The 20658-nt window shown below is 71.0% G+C and carries 21 protein-coding genes; 13 read left to right on the forward strand and 8 right to left on the reverse strand.

Annotation, left to right across the window (positions count from 1 at the left end; translation table 11 throughout):
* Positions 1–68 precede the first annotated feature (68 nt).
* Positions 69–1559, forward strand: a complete 1491-nt coding sequence (locus LRP67_RS09270; protein ID WP_231269875.1) for an alpha-amylase family glycosyl hydrolase — start codon at positions 69–71, stop codon at positions 1557–1559.
* 132 nt (positions 1560–1691) lie between these two features.
* On the opposite strand, the gene LRP67_RS09275 is transcribed toward LRP67_RS09270, so the two are convergent.
* A complete protein-coding gene (locus LRP67_RS09275) occupies positions 1692–4382 on the reverse strand; it encodes a hypothetical protein (protein WP_231269876.1) in 2691 nt (896 codons plus the stop codon).
* Between the two features lie 2 nt (positions 4383–4384).
* Positions 4385–5290: a myo-inosose-2 dehydratase gene (iolE, locus tag LRP67_RS09280; protein WP_231269877.1), complete on the reverse strand. Its 906-nt coding sequence runs from the start codon at positions 5288–5290 to the stop codon at positions 4385–4387.
* Positions 5291–5459: 169 nt separating this feature from the next.
* Here iolE and LRP67_RS09285 point away from each other — a divergent pair, with 169 nt between their 5' ends.
* Positions 5460–5777, forward strand: coding sequence for a hypothetical protein (locus LRP67_RS09285; RefSeq protein ID WP_231269878.1), 318 nt, complete (start codon positions 5460–5462; stop codon positions 5775–5777).
* A 3-nt stretch (positions 5778–5780) separates the two neighbouring features.
* Here the strand turns inward: LRP67_RS09285 and budA are convergent, their stop codons facing one another.
* Together budA and LRP67_RS09295 are read right to left on the reverse strand one after the other, a co-directional pair.
* Positions 5781–6449, reverse strand: coding sequence for an acetolactate decarboxylase (gene budA / locus LRP67_RS09290; RefSeq protein ID WP_231269879.1), 669 nt, complete (start codon positions 6447–6449; stop codon positions 5781–5783).
* A complete protein-coding gene (locus tag LRP67_RS09295; protein WP_231269880.1) occupies positions 6446–7300 on the reverse strand; it encodes a sugar phosphate isomerase/epimerase in 855 nt (284 codons plus the stop codon). Before LRP67_RS09295 ends, budA begins: the two co-directional genes overlap by 4 nt.
* A gap of 95 nt (positions 7301–7395) precedes the next feature.
* Between LRP67_RS09295 and LRP67_RS09300 the strand changes: the two genes are divergently transcribed.
* A complete protein-coding gene (locus LRP67_RS09300) occupies positions 7396–8178 on the forward strand; it encodes an MBL fold metallo-hydrolase (protein WP_231269881.1) in 783 nt (260 codons plus the stop codon).
* Between the two features lie 13 nt (positions 8179–8191).
* Here the strand turns inward: LRP67_RS09300 and LRP67_RS09305 are convergent, their stop codons facing one another.
* The 4 genes from LRP67_RS09305 to LRP67_RS09320 all read right to left on the reverse strand — a co-directional run bounded on the left by LRP67_RS09305 (position 8192) and on the right by LRP67_RS09320 (position 12333).
* Positions 8192–8821, reverse strand: a complete 630-nt coding sequence (locus LRP67_RS09305; RefSeq protein ID WP_231269882.1) for a TMEM175 family protein — start codon at positions 8819–8821, stop codon at positions 8192–8194.
* Positions 8822–8884: 63 nt separating this feature from the next.
* Positions 8885–9997: an alcohol dehydrogenase catalytic domain-containing protein gene (locus LRP67_RS09310; protein ID WP_231269883.1), complete on the reverse strand. Its 1113-nt coding sequence runs from the start codon at positions 9995–9997 to the stop codon at positions 8885–8887.
* A gap of 117 nt (positions 9998–10114) precedes the next feature.
* Complete coding sequence (locus LRP67_RS09315) at positions 10115–11290, reverse strand: acyl-CoA dehydrogenase family protein (protein WP_231269884.1); 1176 nt, start codon at positions 11288–11290, stop codon at positions 10115–10117.
* A 62-nt stretch (positions 11291–11352) separates the two neighbouring features.
* On the reverse strand, positions 11353–12333 hold the full coding sequence (locus tag LRP67_RS09320; RefSeq protein WP_231269885.1) for an acyl-CoA thioesterase domain-containing protein: 981 nt from the start codon (positions 12331–12333) through the stop codon (positions 11353–11355).
* A 238-nt stretch (positions 12334–12571) separates the two neighbouring features.
* Here LRP67_RS09320 and LRP67_RS09325 point away from each other — a divergent pair, with 238 nt between their 5' ends.
* The 10 genes from LRP67_RS09325 (at position 12572) to LRP67_RS09370 (ending at position 20658) form a co-directional block, all read left to right on the forward strand.
* Positions 12572–13384: an IclR family transcriptional regulator gene (locus LRP67_RS09325; protein WP_231269886.1), complete on the forward strand. Its 813-nt coding sequence runs from the start codon at positions 12572–12574 to the stop codon at positions 13382–13384.
* Positions 13374–13754, forward strand: coding sequence for a RidA family protein (locus LRP67_RS09330; protein ID WP_231269887.1), 381 nt, complete (start codon positions 13374–13376; stop codon positions 13752–13754). Before LRP67_RS09325 ends, LRP67_RS09330 begins: the two co-directional genes overlap by 11 nt.
* Before the next feature lie 54 nt (positions 13755–13808).
* Positions 13809–14558 carry an IclR family transcriptional regulator gene (locus LRP67_RS09335; RefSeq protein WP_231269888.1) on the forward strand — a complete coding sequence of 250 codons (750 nt, stop codon included), beginning with the start codon at positions 13809–13811 and terminating at the stop codon, positions 14556–14558.
* A gap of 112 nt (positions 14559–14670) precedes the next feature.
* Positions 14671–15681: a hypothetical protein gene (locus LRP67_RS09340; RefSeq protein ID WP_231269889.1), complete on the forward strand. Its 1011-nt coding sequence runs from the start codon at positions 14671–14673 to the stop codon at positions 15679–15681.
* 42 nt (positions 15682–15723) lie between these two features.
* Positions 15724–16779 carry an amidohydrolase family protein gene (locus tag LRP67_RS09345; protein WP_231269890.1) on the forward strand — a complete coding sequence of 352 codons (1056 nt, stop codon included), beginning with the start codon at positions 15724–15726 and terminating at the stop codon, positions 16777–16779.
* Positions 16780–16831: 52 nt separating this feature from the next.
* The gene (locus LRP67_RS09350; protein ID WP_231269891.1) at positions 16832–17149 is read left to right on the forward strand and encodes a hypothetical protein; all 318 of its coding nucleotides are present in this window, start codon (positions 16832–16834) and stop codon (positions 17147–17149) included.
* A gap of 4 nt (positions 17150–17153) precedes the next feature.
* Complete coding sequence (locus tag LRP67_RS09355; RefSeq protein ID WP_231269892.1) at positions 17154–17819, forward strand: RraA family protein; 666 nt, start codon at positions 17154–17156, stop codon at positions 17817–17819.
* 32 nt (positions 17820–17851) lie between these two features.
* Complete coding sequence (locus tag LRP67_RS09360; protein ID WP_231269893.1) at positions 17852–18499, forward strand: RraA family protein; 648 nt, start codon at positions 17852–17854, stop codon at positions 18497–18499.
* 2 nt (positions 18500–18501) lie between these two features.
* Positions 18502–19155: a 4-carboxy-4-hydroxy-2-oxoadipate aldolase/oxaloacetate decarboxylase gene (locus tag LRP67_RS09365; RefSeq protein ID WP_231269894.1), complete on the forward strand. Its 654-nt coding sequence runs from the start codon at positions 18502–18504 to the stop codon at positions 19153–19155.
* Between the two features lie 294 nt (positions 19156–19449).
* Positions 19450–20658, forward strand: a complete 1209-nt coding sequence (locus tag LRP67_RS09370) for a substrate-binding domain-containing protein (RefSeq protein ID WP_231269895.1) — start codon at positions 19450–19452, stop codon at positions 20656–20658.

A 20658-nucleotide genomic window follows, 5' to 3' on the forward strand; every position in this document is an offset into this window, starting at 1 on the left:
CGCGGGTGAGCGCGACGCCCTACGGTGGCCATGCTCGCACCTCTGAAGCCCCGTGTCTGGAGACTGCAATGAACCCGCTGCTCTATCAGGTGAACACCCGGGTGCTGCTGCACGAGATCGCAGGCGGGCTTGGCCGTCCGGCCACCTTCGACGACGTCACCGACGCCTTCCTGGACCAGATCGCTGCGCGAGGGTTCGACTGGGTCTGGATGCTCGGCGTGTGGCAGACCGGGGACGCGGCACGGGCCGTATCCGCGGCGAACCCCGAGTGGCAGGCGGAGTACCACGAGGCTCTGCCCGACTTCACTCCCGAGGACGTCACGGGCTCGCCGTTCGCGATCGTCGACTACGGCGTGCACCGCGACTTCGGGGGCGACGCCGCCCTCGCCCGGCTCCGGACCCGGCTGTCCGAGCGCGGGCTGAGGCTGCTGCTGGACTTCGTGCCCAACCACACCGCGCTAGACCACCCGTGGCTCCGCGACGCCCCCCAGCGCTACGTCGGTGGGACCGAGGACGACCTGTCGGCCCAGCCCCAGAACTACTTCCGCGTGGGCGACCACATCGTCGCGCACGGGCGGGACCCCTACTTCGACGGCTGGCCGGACACCGCCCAGCTCAACTACCGCCACCTCGACCTGCGGGCCGCGATGACCGCCGAGCTGGCCCGCGTTGCGGCGCGCTGCGACGGCGTCCGCTGCGACATGGCGATGCTGCTCGAGCCGGAGGTGTTCGCCCAGACCTGGGGCGACCGGTCGCTCCCCGCCGACGGCACGCCCGCCGCCGACTCGCCGTTCTGGCCCGAGGCGATCGCCGCCGTGCGCGCCCAGCACCCTGGCTTCCTGCTCATGGCGGAGGTCTACTGGGACCTGGAGTGGCAGCTGCAGCAGCACGGCTTCGACTACACCTACGACAAGCGGCTCTACGACCGGCTGCGCAGCGGCGACGCGGCCGCGGTCCGCGGGCACCTCGCGGCCGACGCGGACTTCCAGGCGCGCTCGGCGCGCTTCCTCGAGAACCACGACGAGCCTCGCGCGGCCGCGACCTTCCGCGATCCGGCCGTGCACCGGGCGGCCGCGGTGGTCACGTTCCTGTGCACGGGCCTGCGGTTCTTCCACGAGGGTCAGCTCGAGGGCCGCCGGGTCAAGGCGCCGCTGCACCTGCGGCGGCGCCCCGACGAGCGGCCGGACCCGGCCCTCGCGGAGTTCTACGACCGGCTGCTCGGCGTGCTGGCGGACCCGGTCCTGCGCGAGGGCCACTGGCAGCTGCTCCAGGTGGGTCCGGCCTGGGACGGCAACGGCTCCCACGACGCGTACGTCGTGGCGGGGTGGTCGCCGGCTGCCGATGCGCCGCTGCGCTGGCTGGTGGCGGTCAACCTGAGCGAGCACCAGGCCCAGTGCCGTGTCGCGGTCGCCACCGTCCTGCCCGCGGGCGAGAGCGTGTGTCTGGTCGACCGCATGGACGACGACGTCGCGTACGTCCGCGACGTCGCCGCGACCGCGGCCGAGGGGTTGTTCCTCGACCTCGGCCCGCACGGCCACCACGTCTTCGAGGTCTCCTAGCCGCCCGTCGGTGGTCGAGGTGCGAGCGAAGCGAGCCTCGAGACCCGGTGGGGTCGGGGGGTCTCGAGGCTCAGGCGTGGGACGCCTTCGCACCTCGACCACCCCGGGGGGGGGGGGGGGGGGGCGCCTGCCCTAGGCGTCTCGGTGGAACAGCGTGGTCGAGGGGTGCGGACGCTCGTCGGCCAGCACCGCGGCCGGGTCGAGGGTGCCGAAGAGCTGGATCAGCTTCGCGACCAGGCCGGTCCAGCCGGTCTGGTGCGAGGCGCCGATGCCGGCTCCGTTGTCGCCGTGGAAGTACTCGTAGAACAGCACGTTGTCGCGCCAGTGCTCGTCGGTCTGGAACAGCTCGACCCCGCCGAACACCGCGCGCCGGCCCTCGTCGTCGGTCACGAAGATGCTCACCAGGCGCTCGGAGATCTCCTGCGCCACCTCGAAGAGCGTGTGCTGCTGCCCTGACCCCGTCGGCATCTCCACGGTGAACTCGTCGCCGTAGTAGAGGTAGTACTGCAGCAGCGCGCGGACGATCATGAAGTTGACCGGCATCCACACCGGCCCGCGCCAGTTGGAGTTGCCCCCGAACATGCCGCTGTCGGACTCGCCCGGCAGGTAGCCCACCCCGAACGACTGGCCGTTGACCTCCATGGAGAACGGGTGGTCGCGGTGGTGGCGCGACAGGGCCCGGATGCCGTAGGGGCTGAGGAACTCCTCCTCGTCGAGCAGGTAGCCCAGGACGCTGCGCAGCCGCTCCTCGTTGAGCAGGGTGAGCAGTCGCCGGTCCTGAACTCCCGGGACCATGGGGTCGGCCAGCTGGCCGAGCAGGTCGGGGTGGCGGTCCATGAACTCCGCGAGGCGGTCGCTCAGCCCGGCGAAGGCCGCGGCCGGCACGACGGTGACCGCGCACAGCGGGATCAGCCCCACCATCGAGCGCACCCGCAGCCGCTCGGAGGAGCCGTCGGGCAGGCGCAGCTGGTCGTAGAAGAACCCGTCCTCGTCGTCCCACATGCCGTCGCCGCGCTCCATGGCGGCGGCGATGTAGAGGAAGTGCTCGACGAACTTGAGCGCCATGCCGTCGTACTGAGGGTCGGTGGCGGCGAGCTCGAGCGAGAGCTCCAGCATGGTCTGGCAGTACAGCGCCATCCAGGCCGTGCCGTCGGCCTGCTCGAGGCGGCCGCCGGTCGGCAGCTGGGCGGCGCTGCGGTCGAAGACCGCGATGTTGTCGAGCCCGAGGAACCCGCCCTCGAACGCGTTGGCGCCGACGGCGTCCTTGCGGTTGACCCACCACGTGAAGTTAAGGACGAGCTTGCCGAAGACGTCGCTGAGGAAGGCGTGGTCCCGCTCACCGCTGATGTCGGCGTCCTCGACGTGGCTGAACAGCGTCGCCAGCGCGTGGACCGGTGGGTTGACGTCGGAGAAGTTCCACTCGTACGCCGGGATCTGCCCGGACGGGTGCAGGTAGCGCTCGCCCAGGAGCAGGCGGATCTGGTCGCGGGCGAACGCGGTGTCGACCATGGCGAGGGTCATCGTGTGGAACGCGAGGTCCCAGGCGGCGAACCAGGGATACTCCCAGCAGTCCGGCATCGAGATGATGTCGCCGGCCACCATGTGGAACCAGCGGGCGTTGCGGTTGTCGAGGCTGGTGTCGCTGCGCAGGGGGTGCACGTCGCGCTCGCTCAGCCATCGGTCGAGGTCGTAGCAGTAGAACTGCTTGGACCACAGCATCCCGGCCAGCGCCTGGCGCATCACCAGCGCCGAGTCGGCCGAGACCGAGGGCGGCGTGATGTTGGCGTAGAAGTCGTCGGCCTCGGCACGACGCAGGGCCACGACCTTGTCGGACTTGGCGTCGAAGGGGGAGCGCGGCATCGAGGCCGCGAGCCGCAGCCGCATGGTGACCGACTCGCCGGGAGGGAGCTCGACGCGCCGGCGTACGGCGGCCTTGGTGCCGCTCAGCTCGGGGTTGACCGTGTCGGCGCGGCCCTCGACGACCGCGTCGTTGATGCCGTCCTTGACGTACGGCGTGGGGTTGCTGCCGCCGCTGATGCGCGCCCAGTTGGTCTCGTTCTCGGTGACCAGGACGTCGGCGTCGTCCTCCCAGGCGAGCGTGTAGGGCTCCAGCCCCGGGCAGTCGACGGTGATCCGCTTGGCCTTCGCGTCGGCGCTCAGCCGCGGGCGCGGGTCGTCGCGGTCGCGCTCGTGCCACCAGGTGTTGCGCAGCCACAGGGTCGGGAGCAGGTGGAGGGCCGCGGTGTCGGGGCCGCGGTTGGTGGCGGTGACGCGGATCAGTAGGTCGTCGGGCCCGGCCTTGGCGTAGACCATCTCGACGTCGAAGTAGCGCTGGTCGTCGAAGACGCCGGTGTCGACGAGCTCGTACTCGGCCTCGCCCTTGCCGCGCGCGGCGTTCGTGCGCAGCAGGTCCTCGTAGGGGTAGGCGGCCTGGGGGTACTTGTAGAGACCCCGCATGTAGGAGTGGGTCGGGGTCGAGTCCTGGTGGAAGTAGTACTCCTTGACGTCCTCGCCGTGGTTGCCCTCTCCGTTGGTGAGCCCGAAGAGCCGCTCCTTGACGATCGGGTCGGCCTCGTTCCAGACGGCGATCGCGAAACACAGGCGCTGGGTGTCGTCGCTGATGCCGAGCAGGCCGTCTTCGCCCCAGCCGTAGGCCCGGGACCGGGCGTGGTCGTGGGGGAAGGAGTTCCAGGCGTCGCCGCCGGGAGAGGTGTCCTCGCGGACCGTGCCCCACTGCCGGTCGGAGAGGTAGGGGCCCCACTGGCGCCACGGGACCCCGTCGACGTTGGCGGCGCGCAGGCGGTCGTCCTCGGCGGTAGCCATCTCTACAGCCCGGTCAGGTCGGCGATGTGGCGCCGGGCGGTGCGGAACGCCTCCAGCGGATGGGCCAGAGCCGGGTCCTGCTCGGCCTCGACGACCAGCCAGCCGGTCCAGCCGTCGTCGGCGAGTTTGCGCAGCAGGGGCGCGAAGTCGATGCAGCCCTCGTCGTCGCCGGGGACCGTGAAGATGCCGTGGCGCAGCGCGTCCCAGAAGCTCAGCGACTCCTGGTGCATCCGGTCGAGCACCGGCTGACGCAGGTTCTTGAGGTGGACGTGGCCGATCCGGCCCTCGTGCTTGGTGAGGACCGCCATCGGGTCGCCTCCGCCGACCATCAGGTGCGCGGTGTCCAGCAGCAGCCAGGTCTCGCCGGCGACGGTGTCGGCCATGAGCCGGTCGATGTCCTCGGAGGACTGCACGCCGGTCCCGGTGTGGTGGTGGTAGTTGATCCGCAGCCCGTGGTCGCTCGCGATGCGGCCCATCTCGCCGAGCCCGCGCACCATCGCGTCCCACTGCTCGTCGTCGAAGACCGGCCGGTTGGCCAGCGCCGGCACCGGCTGCTGGTGCACCGCGCCGGTGACCTCGGCGACGTACACGTCCTGCAGGCCGATCGCGGTGAAGAACGGGATCTGGTCGCGGAAGGTCTGCAGGGTCTGCTCGTAGGCGCCGCCCTGGGACGCGAACCAGGTCGACACCCAGCCGCCCGACGGCACCAGGCCCCGGACGTCCAGCGCCGCCTTGAGGGTCGCCGCGTCGGTCGGGTAGGTGCTGCCCAGCTCGGTGCCGGCGTAGCCGGCGAGAGCCATCTCGCTGACGATCTGCTCGAACGACGTGCCGGCGCCGAGCTCGGGGAGGTCGTCGTTGATCCAGGCGTTGGGCACGGCGGCGATGCGGACTGATCCTGCGGCGAACATGGGGGTCCCTTCGGGGAGTGCATGCCAGGGGGCGTCCCTCCGGCTGCTCGGAGCCCGAGCGTAGGACCCGCAGGACCGGCGCGTGGCGGCTTCGCCGGTTTCCCCCGCACCATGGGAGAAGTGCGCGTAGCCTCCGAGGCCCACCCCACCCCCCTGCCAAGGAGCCGACATGGCTGACACCGTCGAGATCGTGACCATGCGTCTCAAGGAGGGTGTCGACCTCGACACCTTCAAGGCCGAGAACGCCAAGATGGAGCACGCCTTCCTGGGCCACCTCCACGGGTTCAAGAACCGCAGCACCTCGGCCAACGCCGACGGTCAGATCGTCGTGGTGCTCCACTGGGAGAGCGCCGCGGACGCCCAGTCCTCGATGGACAAGTTCGTGGGCAACCCCGACACCTCGCCGTTCCTGGACCTCATCGACATGGACACCTTCGTGATGACGCGCTATGAGGAGTTCGACACGATGACCCTCGAGGACGTCTGATCCTCAGGTCAGCTCGCGCGTCGTGAAGTCGGCGGTCACGGGGTAGTCGACCTCGTGCCGCGTGATCCGCTGGATCTCGATGCGCAGGTCGCGGCCCTGCTGGAAGTCGATGACGTGCCCGCCGATGGTGCGCGCGTCGTCGACGACGTGCAGGTGGAAGCCGCCCGGCGCGATCTTGCCGGCGTACGACGGCGCCGAGAAGCCCACCATCAGGCCGGACACGTCGGTGTAGTGGTACTCCGGCTGCGTGTGCTCCACCTCCTCCAGTCGGGGGTACGGCGGGTCCTGGCGCGGGATGGAGCGCGTGTGCAGGTGGCCGAAGGTGCCGTGCAGGCGGAACGCGACGAACAGGTTGGCGGTGCCGGCGATCTCGGCGACGAGGGCGCCGATGTCGCCGGTGGTCGTGGAGTCCGGCAGCTCGCGGCTGAGCTCGGGCTCGAACGGGATCACCATGCAGAACGCCAGCGTGTCGGTGTCGTCGGCCACCTGGGCACTGGAGTCGGCGTGCATCCGGTAGACGACGCCGTCGACCATCACCATCTCGCCGTCGAGGTGGTCGAACGCGCCGACTCCCAGGTTGCCGTGCGCCTTGGCGTCGGCGACGCTGGTCAGTCCGTCGAAGCAGCCGTTCTGCAGGGACACGGCGGGAGCGTTCTGCCACAGGATGCTCATCGGGCGGCCTCGGTGGCGAAGGTGTCGCGCATGAAGCCGATCGCGTCGGCCGCGAACCGGTCCTTTGACCCGAAGGTGTCGCGCCACACGTGCGCCTTGGTCGACAGCCCGGGGACGTCGGCCGCGAACGCCTCGGCGGCGACCCAGCCGTCGTAGCCGATCTCGTGCAGCGCGCGGGCCGTCGCGGCCCAGTGGACCTGGCCGGCACCGAGCACGCCGCGGTTGTTCTCGCTCGCCTGCACGTGCTTGATCGCCGCGCCGTGCGTCGTGATGGCGGCGACCACGTCGTCCTCCTCGGCGTGGGCGTGGTGGGTGTCGTAGAGGACACCGAATGACGGGTGGTCCACGCGCGCGGTCAGCGACGCGGACTGCGCCATGGTGTTGAGCAGGTAGCCCTCGTGCCGGTTGAGGAACTCGACCGCGAGCACCACACCGGCGTCGGCGGCGTGCTCGGCCGCGGACCGCATGACCTCGGCGGACCAGGTCAGCTCCTGCTCGGTCGGGCCGGCGCCGGAGAAGACGGCGTACGCGGTCTGGAAGGGACCGCTGAGCACGGTGCTCCCCAGGGTGTGCGCGGCGTCGATCCCGAACCGGATCTCGTCGAGGCCGCGCCGGCGCACCGCGGCGTCGGGGCTGACCGGGTTCTGCTCGGCGGCGAGGTTGAGGATCGTCGTGCACCCCAGCCCGGCGTCGTCCAGTGCGTGCCGGATCTTCTGGTTGTCGGCGGCGAGTCCCGAGCCGACCGGGATCTCGGCGCCGTCGTACCCCAGCTCGGCCAGGGTCGTGAAGATCGGGTAGTGCTCGGGGGCGACGTCGGTCGTCCAGATGTACATGCCGATGCCGAACTTCATGCGTTTCCCTCCGGGGGAGTGATGGGTGTTCGTAGGGTAGGGCCGGCAGGCCCGCCGGGTGTCCTGAATGCCACCGATCAACCCAGGAGCAGGCGATGCGCGATCCGTACCAGGTGGCCGACGAGACCTTCGTGATCCCCGACGCGGTGCCGGTCCCCGGGATCGGGCTGCTGCCCGTCAACGCGATGGTGGTGCGGGGCGAGCAGCCGATGCTCGTCGACACGCTGGCCACCGTGCACCGGGAGTCCTACCTCGAGCGGGTCTTCGAGATCGTCGAGCCGGAGGACGTGAAGTGGCTCTTCATCAGCCACGAGGACCGCGACCACACCGGCTCGGTCATGCAGGTGATGGAGCGCTGCCCCAACGCCAGGCTGATCACCAACTTCCTCGGGCTGGGCAAGCTGGCCGAGGAGTTCGAGGTCCCGCTCGAGCGGGTCAACCTGCTCAACGACGGCGAGAGCCTCGACATCGGCGACCGCGTCATCGAGGCGATCCGGCCGCCGCTCTACGACTCCTCGGCCACCCGCGGCTTCTACGACCCCAAGACCGACGTCTACTTCTCCGCCGACTGCTTCGGCACCGTGCTCACCGACAACGTGCCGTTCGCCGACGACATGTCGGCGGCCGACATGGAGGAGGGCTTCTACTGGATGAACCGCGCCAACCACATCTGGTTCCACCACATCCCCACGGCGCTGATCGAGGAGCAGGCCGCGCGCATCCGCGCCGTCGACCCGGCGCTGATCGTCACCGGCCACGGGCCGACGTTCCGCCACGACCCGCTGCAGGTCTGCGACTGGATCGCCCGGATCGGGGACATGGAGCCGGTCCCGATGCCCAACCAGGCGGAGTTCGAGAAGTCGCTGGCCGGCGCCTGAGCGTCGTACGACGTCAGCGGCGGCGGCCGCCGAGCCAGCCGAACGCCACGAACTCCGCGAGCAGCAGCCCGACCGAGGCGTAGGGCGCGACGAAGGCCAGCGCCGCGGCGACCAGGGTGACCGCCGGCAGCAGGTACAGGTGGTGGATCCGGCTCCGAGCGAGCAGCTCGGCGGCGTGATCGGGGTGGAGCAGCTGGGCCTCCCGGGTCGCGTGGCGCGCCAGCAGGCCGACGGCGACGGACAGCACGCCGATGTTGACGGCGAAGACCACCGTGGACCATGGCTCGGCGACGCGCTCGGTGCCGATGATGTCGGCGGAGAAGGGCACCAGGGTCACCGCTCCCAGCACCGAGAAGTTGAGCGCCAGCGTCCCGTTGTGGCACTGCCGCAGGTCTGCGGTGATCGAGTGGTGCACCAGCCAGAACCGCGCGATGGCGAGGAAGCTGATCAGCCACGCCAGGAAGACGTGCCAGTCGTCGGCCAGCAGCGCGACGATGGACTCATCCCTCTCGGGCAGCTTCAGCTCGAGCACCAGCAGCGTCAGCACGATGGCGAAGACCCCGTCGCTGAGCGCGCTCATCCGCTCGGTGCCGTAGTGGGCACGAGCCGGAAGGCTCCTGTTCTGCTGCGCCTCGACCGTCATGTCCACCCTCCGTTGTGCGGACCCGCAGTCTAGGAGTCCAGCTGCCCGGATGTGGGCGGATCGTCAGAGACCCGACATGGTGATGATCTGCCTCAGGGTGGTGCCCTCGGCGAGCCGGTCCATGCCGGCGTTGATGTCGGCGAGAGGGATCCGGCTGGAGACGAGCTGCTCGACCGGCAGCCGGCCGGCGCGCCACAGCTCGACGAACCGCGGGATGTCGCGACCGGGGACCGCCGAGCCGAGGTAGCTGCCGACCAGCGAGCGGCCCTCGGCCACCAGCGCGGTGGGGGACAGCTCGATGCGTGCGTCCGGCGAGGGCAGTCCGACCGTGATGGTGGTGCCGCCCGGTCCGGTCAGATCCAGGGCGGTCCGGAGCGCGTGGACGTTCCCGGCGGCCTCGACGACCACGCGCGCCTTCACTCCGGCGGCGACGGAGTCGTCGGCGGAGAGCGCCCGGTGGGCGCCGAGCTCGAGGGCCGTGCGCAGCTTGTCGGCGACCGGGTCGACGGCGACGACGGTGACGTCCTCGTGGGCCAGGGCGGTGAGGACGGCAGCCATGCCGACTCCGCCGAGCCCGACGACCACGACGGTGTCTCCGGGGACCGGCCGGCCGACGTTCACCACGGCCCCGCCTCCGGTGAGCACCGCGCAGCCCATGACGGCGGCGACCTCGGGCGGCACATCCTGGTCGACCCGGACCAGGGAGCGGGCGTCGATGACGGCGTGGGTGGCGAACGCCGAGACGCCGAGGTGATGGTGGACGTCGCCCCCTGCGCGGTGCAGGCGCCGAGCACCCGAGAGCAGGGTGCCCGCTCCGTTGGCCGCCGACCCCGGGACGCAGGGGCGGGTCCCGTCGCCGGCGCACGCCTCGCAGGCCCCGCACCGCGGCAAGAAGGTCGTGACCACCCGGTCGCCCACGGACAGCCCGCCGACCCCCGACCCCAGCTCGGCGACCGTGCCGGCGGCCTCGTGGCCCAGCAGCATGGGCACCGGCCGGACCCGGTTGCCGTCGACGACGGAGAGGTCGGAGTGGCACAGGCCAGCGCACTCCACGGCGACCAGCACCTCGCCGGGGCCGGGCGGGTCCAGCTCGAGCGTCTCGACGGTGATCGGGCGGGAGGCCGCGAAGGGCCGGGCGCGACCGATCTCCTCCAGCACGGCGCCGGTGATCTCCATGGGTGCTCCATCCGTGGGGTACGTGTCTGGGTCAGGCGGGGTGGGGGACCCCATCGTCACATCGGCCGGGTCAGCCCTCTGCGGCACCTTGCCGGTCCGGCAGGTCGCGGGTCCGCCTCACCGCGCGGCCTTCGCGTCGCGGACGAGCGCGCCCCCGATGATCAGCCGCTGGATCTCGCTGGTGCCCTCGTAGAGGCGCAGCAGCCGCACGTCGCGGTAGAGCCGCTCGACGGGCACGTCACGCATGTAGCCGCTGCCACCGTGGACCTGGACGGCCAGGTCGGCGGCCCGCCCGGCCATCTCGGTGCAGAACAGCTTGGCGACGCTCGGCGCGACCCGGCGGTCCGCACCGGTGACGTACTTGCGGGCGGCGTCACGGACCAGGGCGCGACCCGCGTCCAGCCCGACGCGCTGGTCGGCGAGCATCGCCTGGACCAGCTGGAAGTCGCCGATCGGGGTGCCACCTTGCGTGGCGCCGGCGGCGTAGGACACCGACTCGTCGAGCGCCCGCTGTGCGCAGCCCACGGCGAGGGCGGCGATGTGCACCCGACCCCGGGCCAGCGAGGTCATCGCCGCCCGGTAGCCGACCTCGGCGCTGCCGCCGACCAGCGCCTCGGGCCCGACCCGGACGCCGCGGAGCACGACGTCGGCGGTGCTGGAGCCGTCCTGGCCCATCTTGGCGTCCTTGGCCCCGACCGAGAGCCCCGCCGTGTCCGCCGGGACCAGGAACACCGCGATGCCGTTGCCGGACTCGGGGACGGGATGCAGCTTCGCGAACACGACGAAGAGCCCGGCCTGCGGTGCGTTGGTGATGAACTGCTTGGTGCCGTCGAGCACCCAGCCGTCGCCGTCCGGGGTGGCCGAGGTGCGCAGTCCCGCGGGGTTGGAGCCGGCGCCCGGCTCGGTCAGCGCGAACGACGCCAGGATCTCGCCGGAGGCGATCCTCGGCAGCCACCGGGCCTGCTGCTCCTGGGTGCCGAAGCCGACGAGGACCTGCCCGGCGATGCCGTTGTTGGTGCCGAGCATCGACCGAACGGCCAGAGAGGTGTAGCCGAGCTCCATCGCCAGCTCGACGTCCTGGACCAGGTCGAGCCCCAGACCGCCCCAGTCCTGGGGGATCGCATAGCCGAACAGGCCCATGTCGGCGACCTGCGCCCGCAGGTCGTCGGGGACGGCGTCGGACCGCATGATCTCGACCTCGCGCGGCACCACCCGGGTGCGTACGAAGTCGGCGACCTGGCGGTGGACGTCGGCGAACACGTCGTCGGGCACGTCGGGGTTGCCGAGATACATGGGTCCAGCCTCCGGCATCGGACCGCGTGCCGTCGAGCCGCGCTCGGGGAGCGGAAGGCCGGTCACCGGGTCGCGGCGGGCCGGAGCTCCCGGTCGGTGGGCGCGGCCTCGCCGCTGCCCTCGCCCGAGGCGAGGAAAGTCAGGTGGGCGACGTTCGTCGTCTGGCCGTCGACGTCGATGCGGGCCTCGACGAAGCCGGCCGAGCGTCCGCGACGCACCGTGGTGGCGGTGACCGTGAGCCGGGAGCCGCGCACGGGGCGCAGGTACTGCATGCCGGCGTCGGCGAGCTCCAGGCCCTCGCCCATCAGCAGGTCCGCCGCCGTCGCGGCGATGCCGAAGAGCGCTCCGCCCTGCACGTCGCCGATGCGGTTGGCCAGGTGCGGTCCGACCTCCACGGTGCCCACCGCCCGCTCGGCGCTCGTCTCGGACCACTCGAGTCCCAGCAGCTCCCGGGCGACGGGCGAGCCGAGGGCGTTGGCGCGCTTGGCCGCGACCGTGGCGGCGGTGACCGCAGCCGACTCGTCGGGGGTCAGGTCGGCCACCGAGAGCCGCGGCACGGCGCTCGGGCGGCGCTCCCACGGCATCGCCGTGACGCCGGCGCCCGGGGGGATGGGCAAGGTGAGGAACCAGGCTTGGGCCTCCGCGACGGCGCCGTCGCCGGCGTCGGTGAGGTGGGCGTGCACGAGGGCGCGCGTCTCGTCGGCCGAGATCCACACGACCTCACTGAGGCAGGTCACCGCCCCTCGGGGGCGTGAGACCAGCTGGAAGGACAGCGAGGTGGTGGCCAGTCGCTGGTCGCGCGGACCCTGCGCTCGGATGGCGAAGCCCAGGGAGAGGTCGGCCAGCGTCACCAGGGAGGTCACCTCGACGGGCAGGTCGAGCCGGATGTCTCGTGAGAGCACCGTCGACTCCGGGACCAGCCGCATCCGGGTGTGACCCGGCGTGTGGTCCAGCGGGGTCACACCGACGAACTGGCCCCAGAAGTGCAGGCCCAGGGCACGCGTACGGGCAACGGCGCCCAAGGCGGCGGGATGAGGCTCCATGGGCTGATGCTAGAAGTCGCGGACAGGGGGTGCGACGTGCTCGTACCAAAGAATGGAACATCGCATGTGTTCCAATATTTGGAACTCTGGTCATTCAGGGAAGCCCATGGTCCCGCCCGGCCCCTGCGCGGCCCATGAGCCGGAGGGAGTACTCTTCTAGTGGTTGACATCACGTGAAGGCGACTTCCACCGTCAATCGACCGTACGCATATGTTCCGAATAATGGGAGAAAAGTTTGATGGTGGCCGTCACACCCGAGCTCGATGCCAAGCGGTCCGTCCTGGGACGGGCGTTCGACATTCTGGACTGCTTCGTGGGTCCCGAGCCGGAGCAGACCATCTCGACGCTCTGCGACCAGACCGGCCTCCCGCCGGCCACGGTCCACCGGATGCTCGCCACCCTCAGCGAGTGGGGCGCCATCGAGCGCGCCGGACGTGGGCGCTACCGGCTCGGTATGCGCCTGTGGCGCCTCGGCTGGGGCGTGCCAGGGGCTCGCCAGGTCCGCGACGTGGCTCGCCCGTACATGGTCGACCTGTACTCCGCCACCCAGGAGATCGTCGTCCTGGGCTCGCGTGACGGCAACGACGTGCTCCTGGTCGACCAGATCGCCGGCCGCTCCTGCGGGTCGGCCTGGGAGTCCACCCGGCGCTTCCCGATGGGCAGCATCGCCCCCGGCCTGGTCCACCTGGCGCACATGCCCGTCCCGGAGATGCGCGGGCTCGTCGCCGACGGGCACGTGAAGCTGCCCCGGGCGCTTGCCGAGAAGGAGTTCCTCCTGCTGCAGACGCTCGCCGAGATCCGGGCCCATGGCCTCGCGGTGACCCGGGGCCGGCCCGGCGGCCGTGCCTGGATCTCCGCGCCGATCTACGACAGCGGCGGGGAGCTGCGCTCGACGCTCTCCGTCGTGGTGCCCGAGGAGCGCCTGGCCCTGGCGCCCGTGACCCAGCTCGTCCGGCAGGCGGCTCGTGCTGTGTCGCACGGGCTCGGCGCGCGCACCCGACCCGGGCGCCCGAGCGTCACGCCGATCCGGAGGCAGTCAGATGCGTCGTAGCGTCGAGGTGCCCGGCCTCGGGCACGGAGGGCAGCCCATCCCCATGGCATCGGTGGTCAACGGCATCGTCATGACCGGCGGGATCAGCGGCAAGGACCCGGCGACCGGCACCATCCCGGAGGACCCTGCGGCCGAGGTGGCCCAGGCGTTCGCCAACCTGCGCGCCGTGCTCGACGCGGCGGGGGCCAGCCCCGAGGAGGTCGCCAAGGTGACGGTCTTCGTCGGGGACCGGGACATCCGCAGCCACGTGAACCCGCACTGGCTCGAGCTGTTTCCCGACCCCGAGAGTCGCCCCGCTCGGCATACCCTGGAGGCGAACCTGACCGGGATGCGGCTCCAGCTGGAGTGTCTCGCGGTGCTCGGGAGCTGACGCCCCGGTCGGGGGACCCCCCGGGCAGGATCGCTCGACTGCAAAGGAAGACCCGTGTCAGTGCTCGCGAAGGCGACCCAGACCCTCGACTGCCTCGGCGCGGCCGATGGCCCGCTGCGCCTGCGCGACGTGGCCGCCGCGGTCGGCATGCCGAAGTCGTCGACCCACCGGATGCTCAGCGAGCTGACGGCGTTGGGGATCGTCCGTCGCGAGGGCGATCGCTACGCCATCGGCCCCCGCCTTCTGTACTGGGGCGCCATCGCCTCGGAGGGCTACGACCTGCGTGCGTACGCCGAGGCGCCCATGCGGCGCCTCCGGGACCGGCTCGGTGAGAGCGTGCACCTCTACGTGGACGAGGACGGCCACAAGGTGTGCATCGCCTCCGTCGAGTCCCACTACTCCCTGCGCCCCTTCGTGGCGCTCGGCCGTCCGGGCCAGCTCGGGGCCGGCTCGAGCGGCAAGCTCCTGCTGGCCTTCGCAGGCGACGCTCGCCGGCGCGCGGTCCTCGCAGAACTTGCCCGACAGGGTGACCGGCACGCCCCCACGGTGGCCGAGCTGGACCTCATGAGGGAGGATCAGTGGGCAGTCTCCTTCGGTGAGCTCGAGGACGGCGTCGTCGCGGCCGCGACGAGCGTCTGCCACCCGGACGGCCGGCTCGCCGCGGTCATCACCGTCTCGGGGCCCGCGCATCGACTGGTGCCCGAGCGCCTGGGGGAGTTCCGCGAGCCGATGCGCGAGTGCAGCGCGGACATCGCCGCGCTGCTCAAGGCCGACGTCCATCTCGCGGCGGCCGCGAACCGCTGAGCCACGCGCGGGAGCGATCCCCTCGCCCGCCGAGGACGTCACTTCCGCTGGGTGCGAGGACGTCTGGAGCATCGTCGTCGGTCACAGGAGGGTGATCACAACCTGATCGACGATGAGAGAGGAAACCTCGATGGCGGAGATCGTCGTAGGACTCGCTGCTTCACACACCCCCCAGCTGAGCTCCGGCGCGGACCTGTGGGACGACCACGGCGAGCGCGACAAGCGCTCCAGCGCCCTCCTGGGCAGGGACGGCGAGTTCCACACCTACGAGGAGCTGCTCGAGATGGTCGACCCCTCGGTCGCCGACCAGCTGTCCAACGAGGTGTGGGAGGCCAAGTACGAGCGCACCCAGAAGGGCATCGAAGAGCTCAAGCGCCTGCTGGTCGAGGCGAAGCCCGACGTCGCGCTGGTCATCGGCGATGACCAGTGGGAGCTGTTCCAGGCCGAGGGTGTCCCGACCTTCGCGCTGTTCCATGGCGACGAGCTCTGGGACGAGCCACGCACCGGCGAAGCGCTGGAGAAGCTGGCGCCCGGTCTGAAGGCCGCCCAGTGGGCCGCACACGGGGAGACCCGCAACGTCAACAAGACCGACGGCAAGCTGGCCGCGCACCTGACCGCGGCCCTGGCCGAGGCCGAGTTCGACGTCTTCCAGTTCTCCGAGCAGCCGTCCACCCGGTCGCTCGGTCACGCGTTCACGTTCCCGCGCTACCGCCTGGACCTGAGCACCGACATCCCGATCGTGCCGATCTTCATCAACACCTACATCCCGCCGAACGTCCCGAGCGCCTCGCGCTGCTTCCAGCTCGGCCAGGTGATCCGCAAGGCGATCGAGTCCTGGACCCCCGGCGTGCGCGTCGCCGTGATCACCTCCGGCGGCCTGAGCCACTTCGTCATCAACGAGGAGCTCGACCAGCAGGTCCTCGACGGTCTGGTCAAGGGGGACCTGGCGTCCTTCGGCGACCTGCCCCGCAACCAGATGCGCTCCGGCAATTCCGAGATCCTCAACTGGGTCACGGCCGCCGGCATGCTCGAGGGCCTCCAGGCCAGCGTCATCGACTACGTGCCCGGCTACCGCAGCCCGGCCGGCACCGGCACCGGGATGGCCTTCGCCTCCTGGGCGTGACCGGTCACCTCCTCTCCACATACCCCTGAAAGGGAAATACGCATGGCTTACAAGGACACCCTGGTGCTCGACGTGCACGGTCACGTCTCCGCGCCGCCGGCCGCCTACTACATGGCGGTCGCAATGCTCGGCTCGAACCAGCCGATGCCCAGCAACATCGGCAAGCAGGGCGGCAAGGGGGCGACCGAGGAGGAGTTCCGCAAGGCCGCGCAGGTCCACGTGGACTACATCGACGCCCGCAACATCGACGTCCAGGTCCTCGGCCCGCGCCCCTACCTCCAGTTCGGCTGGATGGAGCCGCACATCACGCCGGGCTGGACCCGCTACGTCAACGACATGATCGCCCAGCAGGTCTCCTTCCACCCCGACCGCTTCGTGGGCGCCGCTCAGCTGCCGATGATCGCCGGCGAGCCCGACACCAAGCACGTCCTGGCCGAGCTGGACCGCTGTGTCAACGAGCTCGGGTTCGTGGCGGCCTACGTCTCCCCGGACGTCAGCGGCACTCGTCAGCAGCCCGGCATGGACAGCCGGTGGTTCGACGACCTCTACGCCGCGGCGCAGGACTACGACATCCCGCTGATCGTGCACGGCACCAACACCCTGGACCCGCGCTTCCGCGACGTCCCGATGAACTACCAGCTCGCGTTCCTCACCGAGCAGTACCTGGCCGGGCAGTTCCTCAGTCACGGTGACGTGTTCGAGCGCTTCCCCCGCCTGCGCATCATCATCTGCCACTGCGGCGGCGCGCTGGACCGGTTCATCTCGACCGACCAGCACATCGCGCAGAAGGACCTGTCGGAGAACCTGTTCTACGACAGCTGCGGCTACGACCTGAACTTCCTCGAGGCCGCGATCAAGCAGCGGGGCGTCCCGCGCATGGTCTTCGGCACCGAGGCCCCCGGCTCCGGCGGCGCCGTGCGTCCGGAGACCGGTCGCACGTCGGACGATCTGGTGCCCGTCCTGGACTCCTTCGGGTTCCTGTCCGACGAGGACCGGACCCGGATCCTCCACGACAACCCCCTGAAGGTCGTCCCCGGGATGGCCCGCGCGGGTCGCTACCAGGCATTCCTCGAAGGCGCCGCGGCCGTCGCCCCTTGATCGGCGACCACCGCAGCGACTGCGCCACGGAGGGAGGAGGGGAGGAGGCGACATGCTCAGTGTCGAGGACAACGAGGTGCTGACCCGGACGGGGAGGGGCACGCCGATGGGCGAGCTGTTCCGTCGCTTCTGGATCCCCGCCCTCCTCTCCTCCGAGCTCCCCCAGCAGGGCGGCCCGGCCGTGAAGGTCGGGCTGCTGGGGGAGAAGCTCATCGCCTTCCGCGGCAAGGACGGCAAGCTCAGGGCGTCGAGCCGACGCAGCCGCAGCGGGCCGACGCGTTCCGCCAGCGCTCCCTCGCCGGTGACGGCGCCGCCGGGCAGACCTGGGACGAACTCTTCAACGCCGCGCAACACCAACGACAGGAACTGACCGCATGACATCACCGCTCGAACGCCTCGGCGCTCTCGACAGCTGCGTCGTCTCCGACGCGCTCGACCACCTCGGCATCTCCGGTGCCACCACCGGGATCCGGCCGATGTGGGGGATCCCCAAGGTGGTGGGCTACGCCCGCACGGTCGAGGTCGTCGACGCCGCGGCCGCCGGTGACGTCCGGGGCCGGCACCTGGCCACCCAGACGGTCGTCTCCTCCGGCAGCGAGGACGTCATCGTCATCGCCAACCAGGGGCGTACGAACGTCTCGTGCTGGGGCGACATCCTCACGGCGGCCGCGCAGCAGCGTGGCATCCGCGGCGTCGTCATCGACGGCGCCTGCCGCGACGTCGACGCAATCACCGAGGCGCAGTTCCCGGTCTACGCGCGTGCCGGCGTCCCGGTGACCGCGCGTGGCCGGATCGTCGAGCGGGCCACCGACGTGCCGGTCTCCTTCGGCGGGGTGAGCGTGCGACCCGGCGACCTGGTCATCGCGGACGCGAGCGGCGTGGTCGTGGTCCCGGCCGACCGGGCCGACGACGTCCTCGCGGCGGCCGAGCGGCTGGTCGCGCGGCAGGAGGCGATGCTCGCCGCCGTCCGCGAGGGGCGCTCGGTCGTCGAGGTCATGGCCGACACCCAGTTCAGCTCCGCACTGTCGGGCACCACGTGAACCTCCACCCCCAGTCTTCGGAAGGCAGTGACATGGCAGACACGATGAGCCGGCTGGCCGAGCTCGGCACCGCGACGATCTCCGACGCGCTCGACCGCCTCGGCCTGCCCGGCAGCGCCCACGGCATCGCGCCGCTGGCCAACGGCACGCGCATGGCGGGGCCGGCGTACACGGTGCGGTACGTGCCCGCCGGCGACCCGGCCGGAACGGTGGGCGACTACGTCGACGACATCCCCGACGGCGGAGTGGCGGTCCTGGACAACCAGGGCCGCACCGACGCGACCGTGTGGGGCGATATCCTGACCACCTACGCCCACCGGCACCGGCTCGCCGGTACGGCGATCTGGGGGGTCTGCCGCGACGTGCGCGTGGCCCTGGAGACCGGCTACCCGATGTTCAGCGCGGGTCGCTTCATGCGCACCGGGAAGGACCGGGTTGAGGTGGCAGACGTCCAGGTCCCCGTGGCCCTCGGTGACGTCCAGGTGCGTCCGGGCGACATCGTGGTGGGTGACGACGACGGCGTCGTGGTGATCCCCTCGCACCGGCTGGACGAGGTCTTCGCACTCGCCGAGGACATCGGCACCACCGAGGACGCGATCGCCGCGGCCGTCGTCGACGGGATGTCGATCACCGACGCCCGGGCGAAGTTCGGCTACCACACGCTGCAGCGGAAGGCCTGAGGATGACCACCACACCCGCAGCACCGAGTGACGCGGCGCGCCACGCGGTCACCGACGACCAGCTCGCCGAGCTCGCCGCCTTCGGGGCGGCAACCGCCTACGAGGCGTCCGGACTCGACTGCGCGCTCGACCCGGCCATCCGGCCGGTGTGGAAGGGTGCCCGGCTCGTCGGACGGGCCCTCCCGGTGCGCACGCACCCGGCCGACAACCTGCCGTTGCACCACGCGGTGGCGCAGGCCAGGCCGGGCGACGTGCTGGTCGTGGACGGCCGCGAGGAGCTCTGCGGCTATTGGGGCGAGGTGCTGGCCGTCGCCGCTCAGCAGCGCGGGATCGCCGGCCTCGTCATCGACGGGGGCGTGCGCGACACCGTCGAGCTCGAGGAGCTCGGGTTCGCGGTGTTCTCGCGTGGCGTGTGCGTCCGTCGTACCGGCAAGTTCTGGCCCGGCTCGGTGGGGGACCCCGTGACGGTCGCCGGTGTCCCGGTGGCGCTGGGGGACGCGGTCGTCGCCGACGCAGACGGCGTGCTGGTGCTGCCCCCGTCGGCTCTGGCAGCGACGCTGTCGGCGTCGCGAGCCCGCTTGGACGCCGAGCAGGAGTACCTGACGCGGATCCGCGGCGGAGAGCTCACCCTCGACCTCTACGGGTTCCGCGAGTAACAGCCGACTCGAGTCACCTCCAGACGCCGCCGGGGCCTGGCCCCGGCGGCGTCTGATGCTTCCTTCTCCACTGCCAGTGGCGTGGTTTCCCCCACCGCTGTAGTGAGCGCTGCAGGCCTCGAAATGATCGCTGTGACGCCCAGATCCGGATAAATCACGAGATTGTGTCGTTGCTCTTCCCAGTCTCGAGACTTCCCTGTAGCGTACGATCCAGTCAATGGCGTGACCCACGTCACGCCCGTGTCCTCGCCTCGGGAGACCCGAGGACCCGCCTGGACCACACAAGGAGCACGCATGTCATCAGCACGTCCGAAGGTGGGCCGCACCCGCGCCCGCGCCATCTTGGCCACCGCACTCGCCGGAGCGCTGCTGGCCGCTTGCGGCTCGACCGACGGCGGCAGCGGCGGCGGCGGCGGCGACGGCTCCGGTGCGACCGACGAGGAGCTGAAGGCCGCCCAGGCCCAGATCGAGGAGTGGAGCGCGCCGCTCACGGCTGAGCGCTACCCCGAGGTCGCGCAGCTCGAGAAGCAGGTCGACCTCAAGGGCAAGACCGTCCACCTGATCCCGCTCTCCGACGGCATCCCGGTCATCCACTCGATCGTCGTGGGCGTCCAGCAGGCCCTCGACGAGATCGGCGCCGACTACAAGGTCTGCGACGGCGGCGCCGGCGGCCAGCCGAACCCGACCAGCTGGGGCAACTGCCTGAAGGCGGCCGGCGACCAGGGCGCCGACGCGGTCATGACCCTGTTCATCGACTACGAGGCCGTCGCCACCCAGTTCGACGCGCTCGCCGACAAGGGCATCCCCACCCTCATCGCCGGCGTCGAGGAGAAGGGCATGACGCCGGAGCCCGGCGTCATCGACTTCTACGACAACACCGGTCGCCTCCAGGAGGGCTACGCCTCCCTGTCGGTCTCCGCTCTCGCCCACGTGGGCAAGGACGTCAAGCCGCTGTGGCTGCGCCTGCTCGACTCGACGGCGACCACGGGCTCGAGTGACGCCGGCGTGGAGAAGTTCAAGGAGATCTGCAAGGAGTGCTCGGTCTACACCGCGGACTTCACCACGGCCAACTCGCAGGCCCAGCTCGCGGCGACCGTGAGTGCGGCGCTGGTCCAGAACCCGGACGCGAACGCGGTCATCGTCCCGGTGGACAACTTCGCCCCTCTCGCAATCCAGGGCATCCAGCAGGCCGGTAAGACCGGCAAGGTCAAGGTCGTCACGGGCAGCGGCTCGCTCGACGCCCTGCAGCGGATCAAGGACGGCGCGCAGGTCTCCACCCTGACCGGGCCGATCCAGTACGAGGGATGGCTGTTCACCAACGGGCTCATGCAGCTCCTGGCCGGCCAGAAGGTCGAGAAGGTGACCGCCGCCCTGAGCCGCGACTTCAACGAGAGCAACGTCGGGGAGCTCGACCTCAAGCCCGAGCTCGCGCTGACCGACGACTGGTTCAGCGAGGGGCAGCCCTACATCCCGTCGTTCCTCGCCGCCTGGGGAGTCGCCTGA

The sequence above is a fragment of the Nocardioides sp. cx-169 genome, from assembly GCF_021083605.1.
Lineage (GTDB): Bacteria > Actinomycetota > Actinomycetes > Propionibacteriales > Nocardioidaceae > Nocardioides.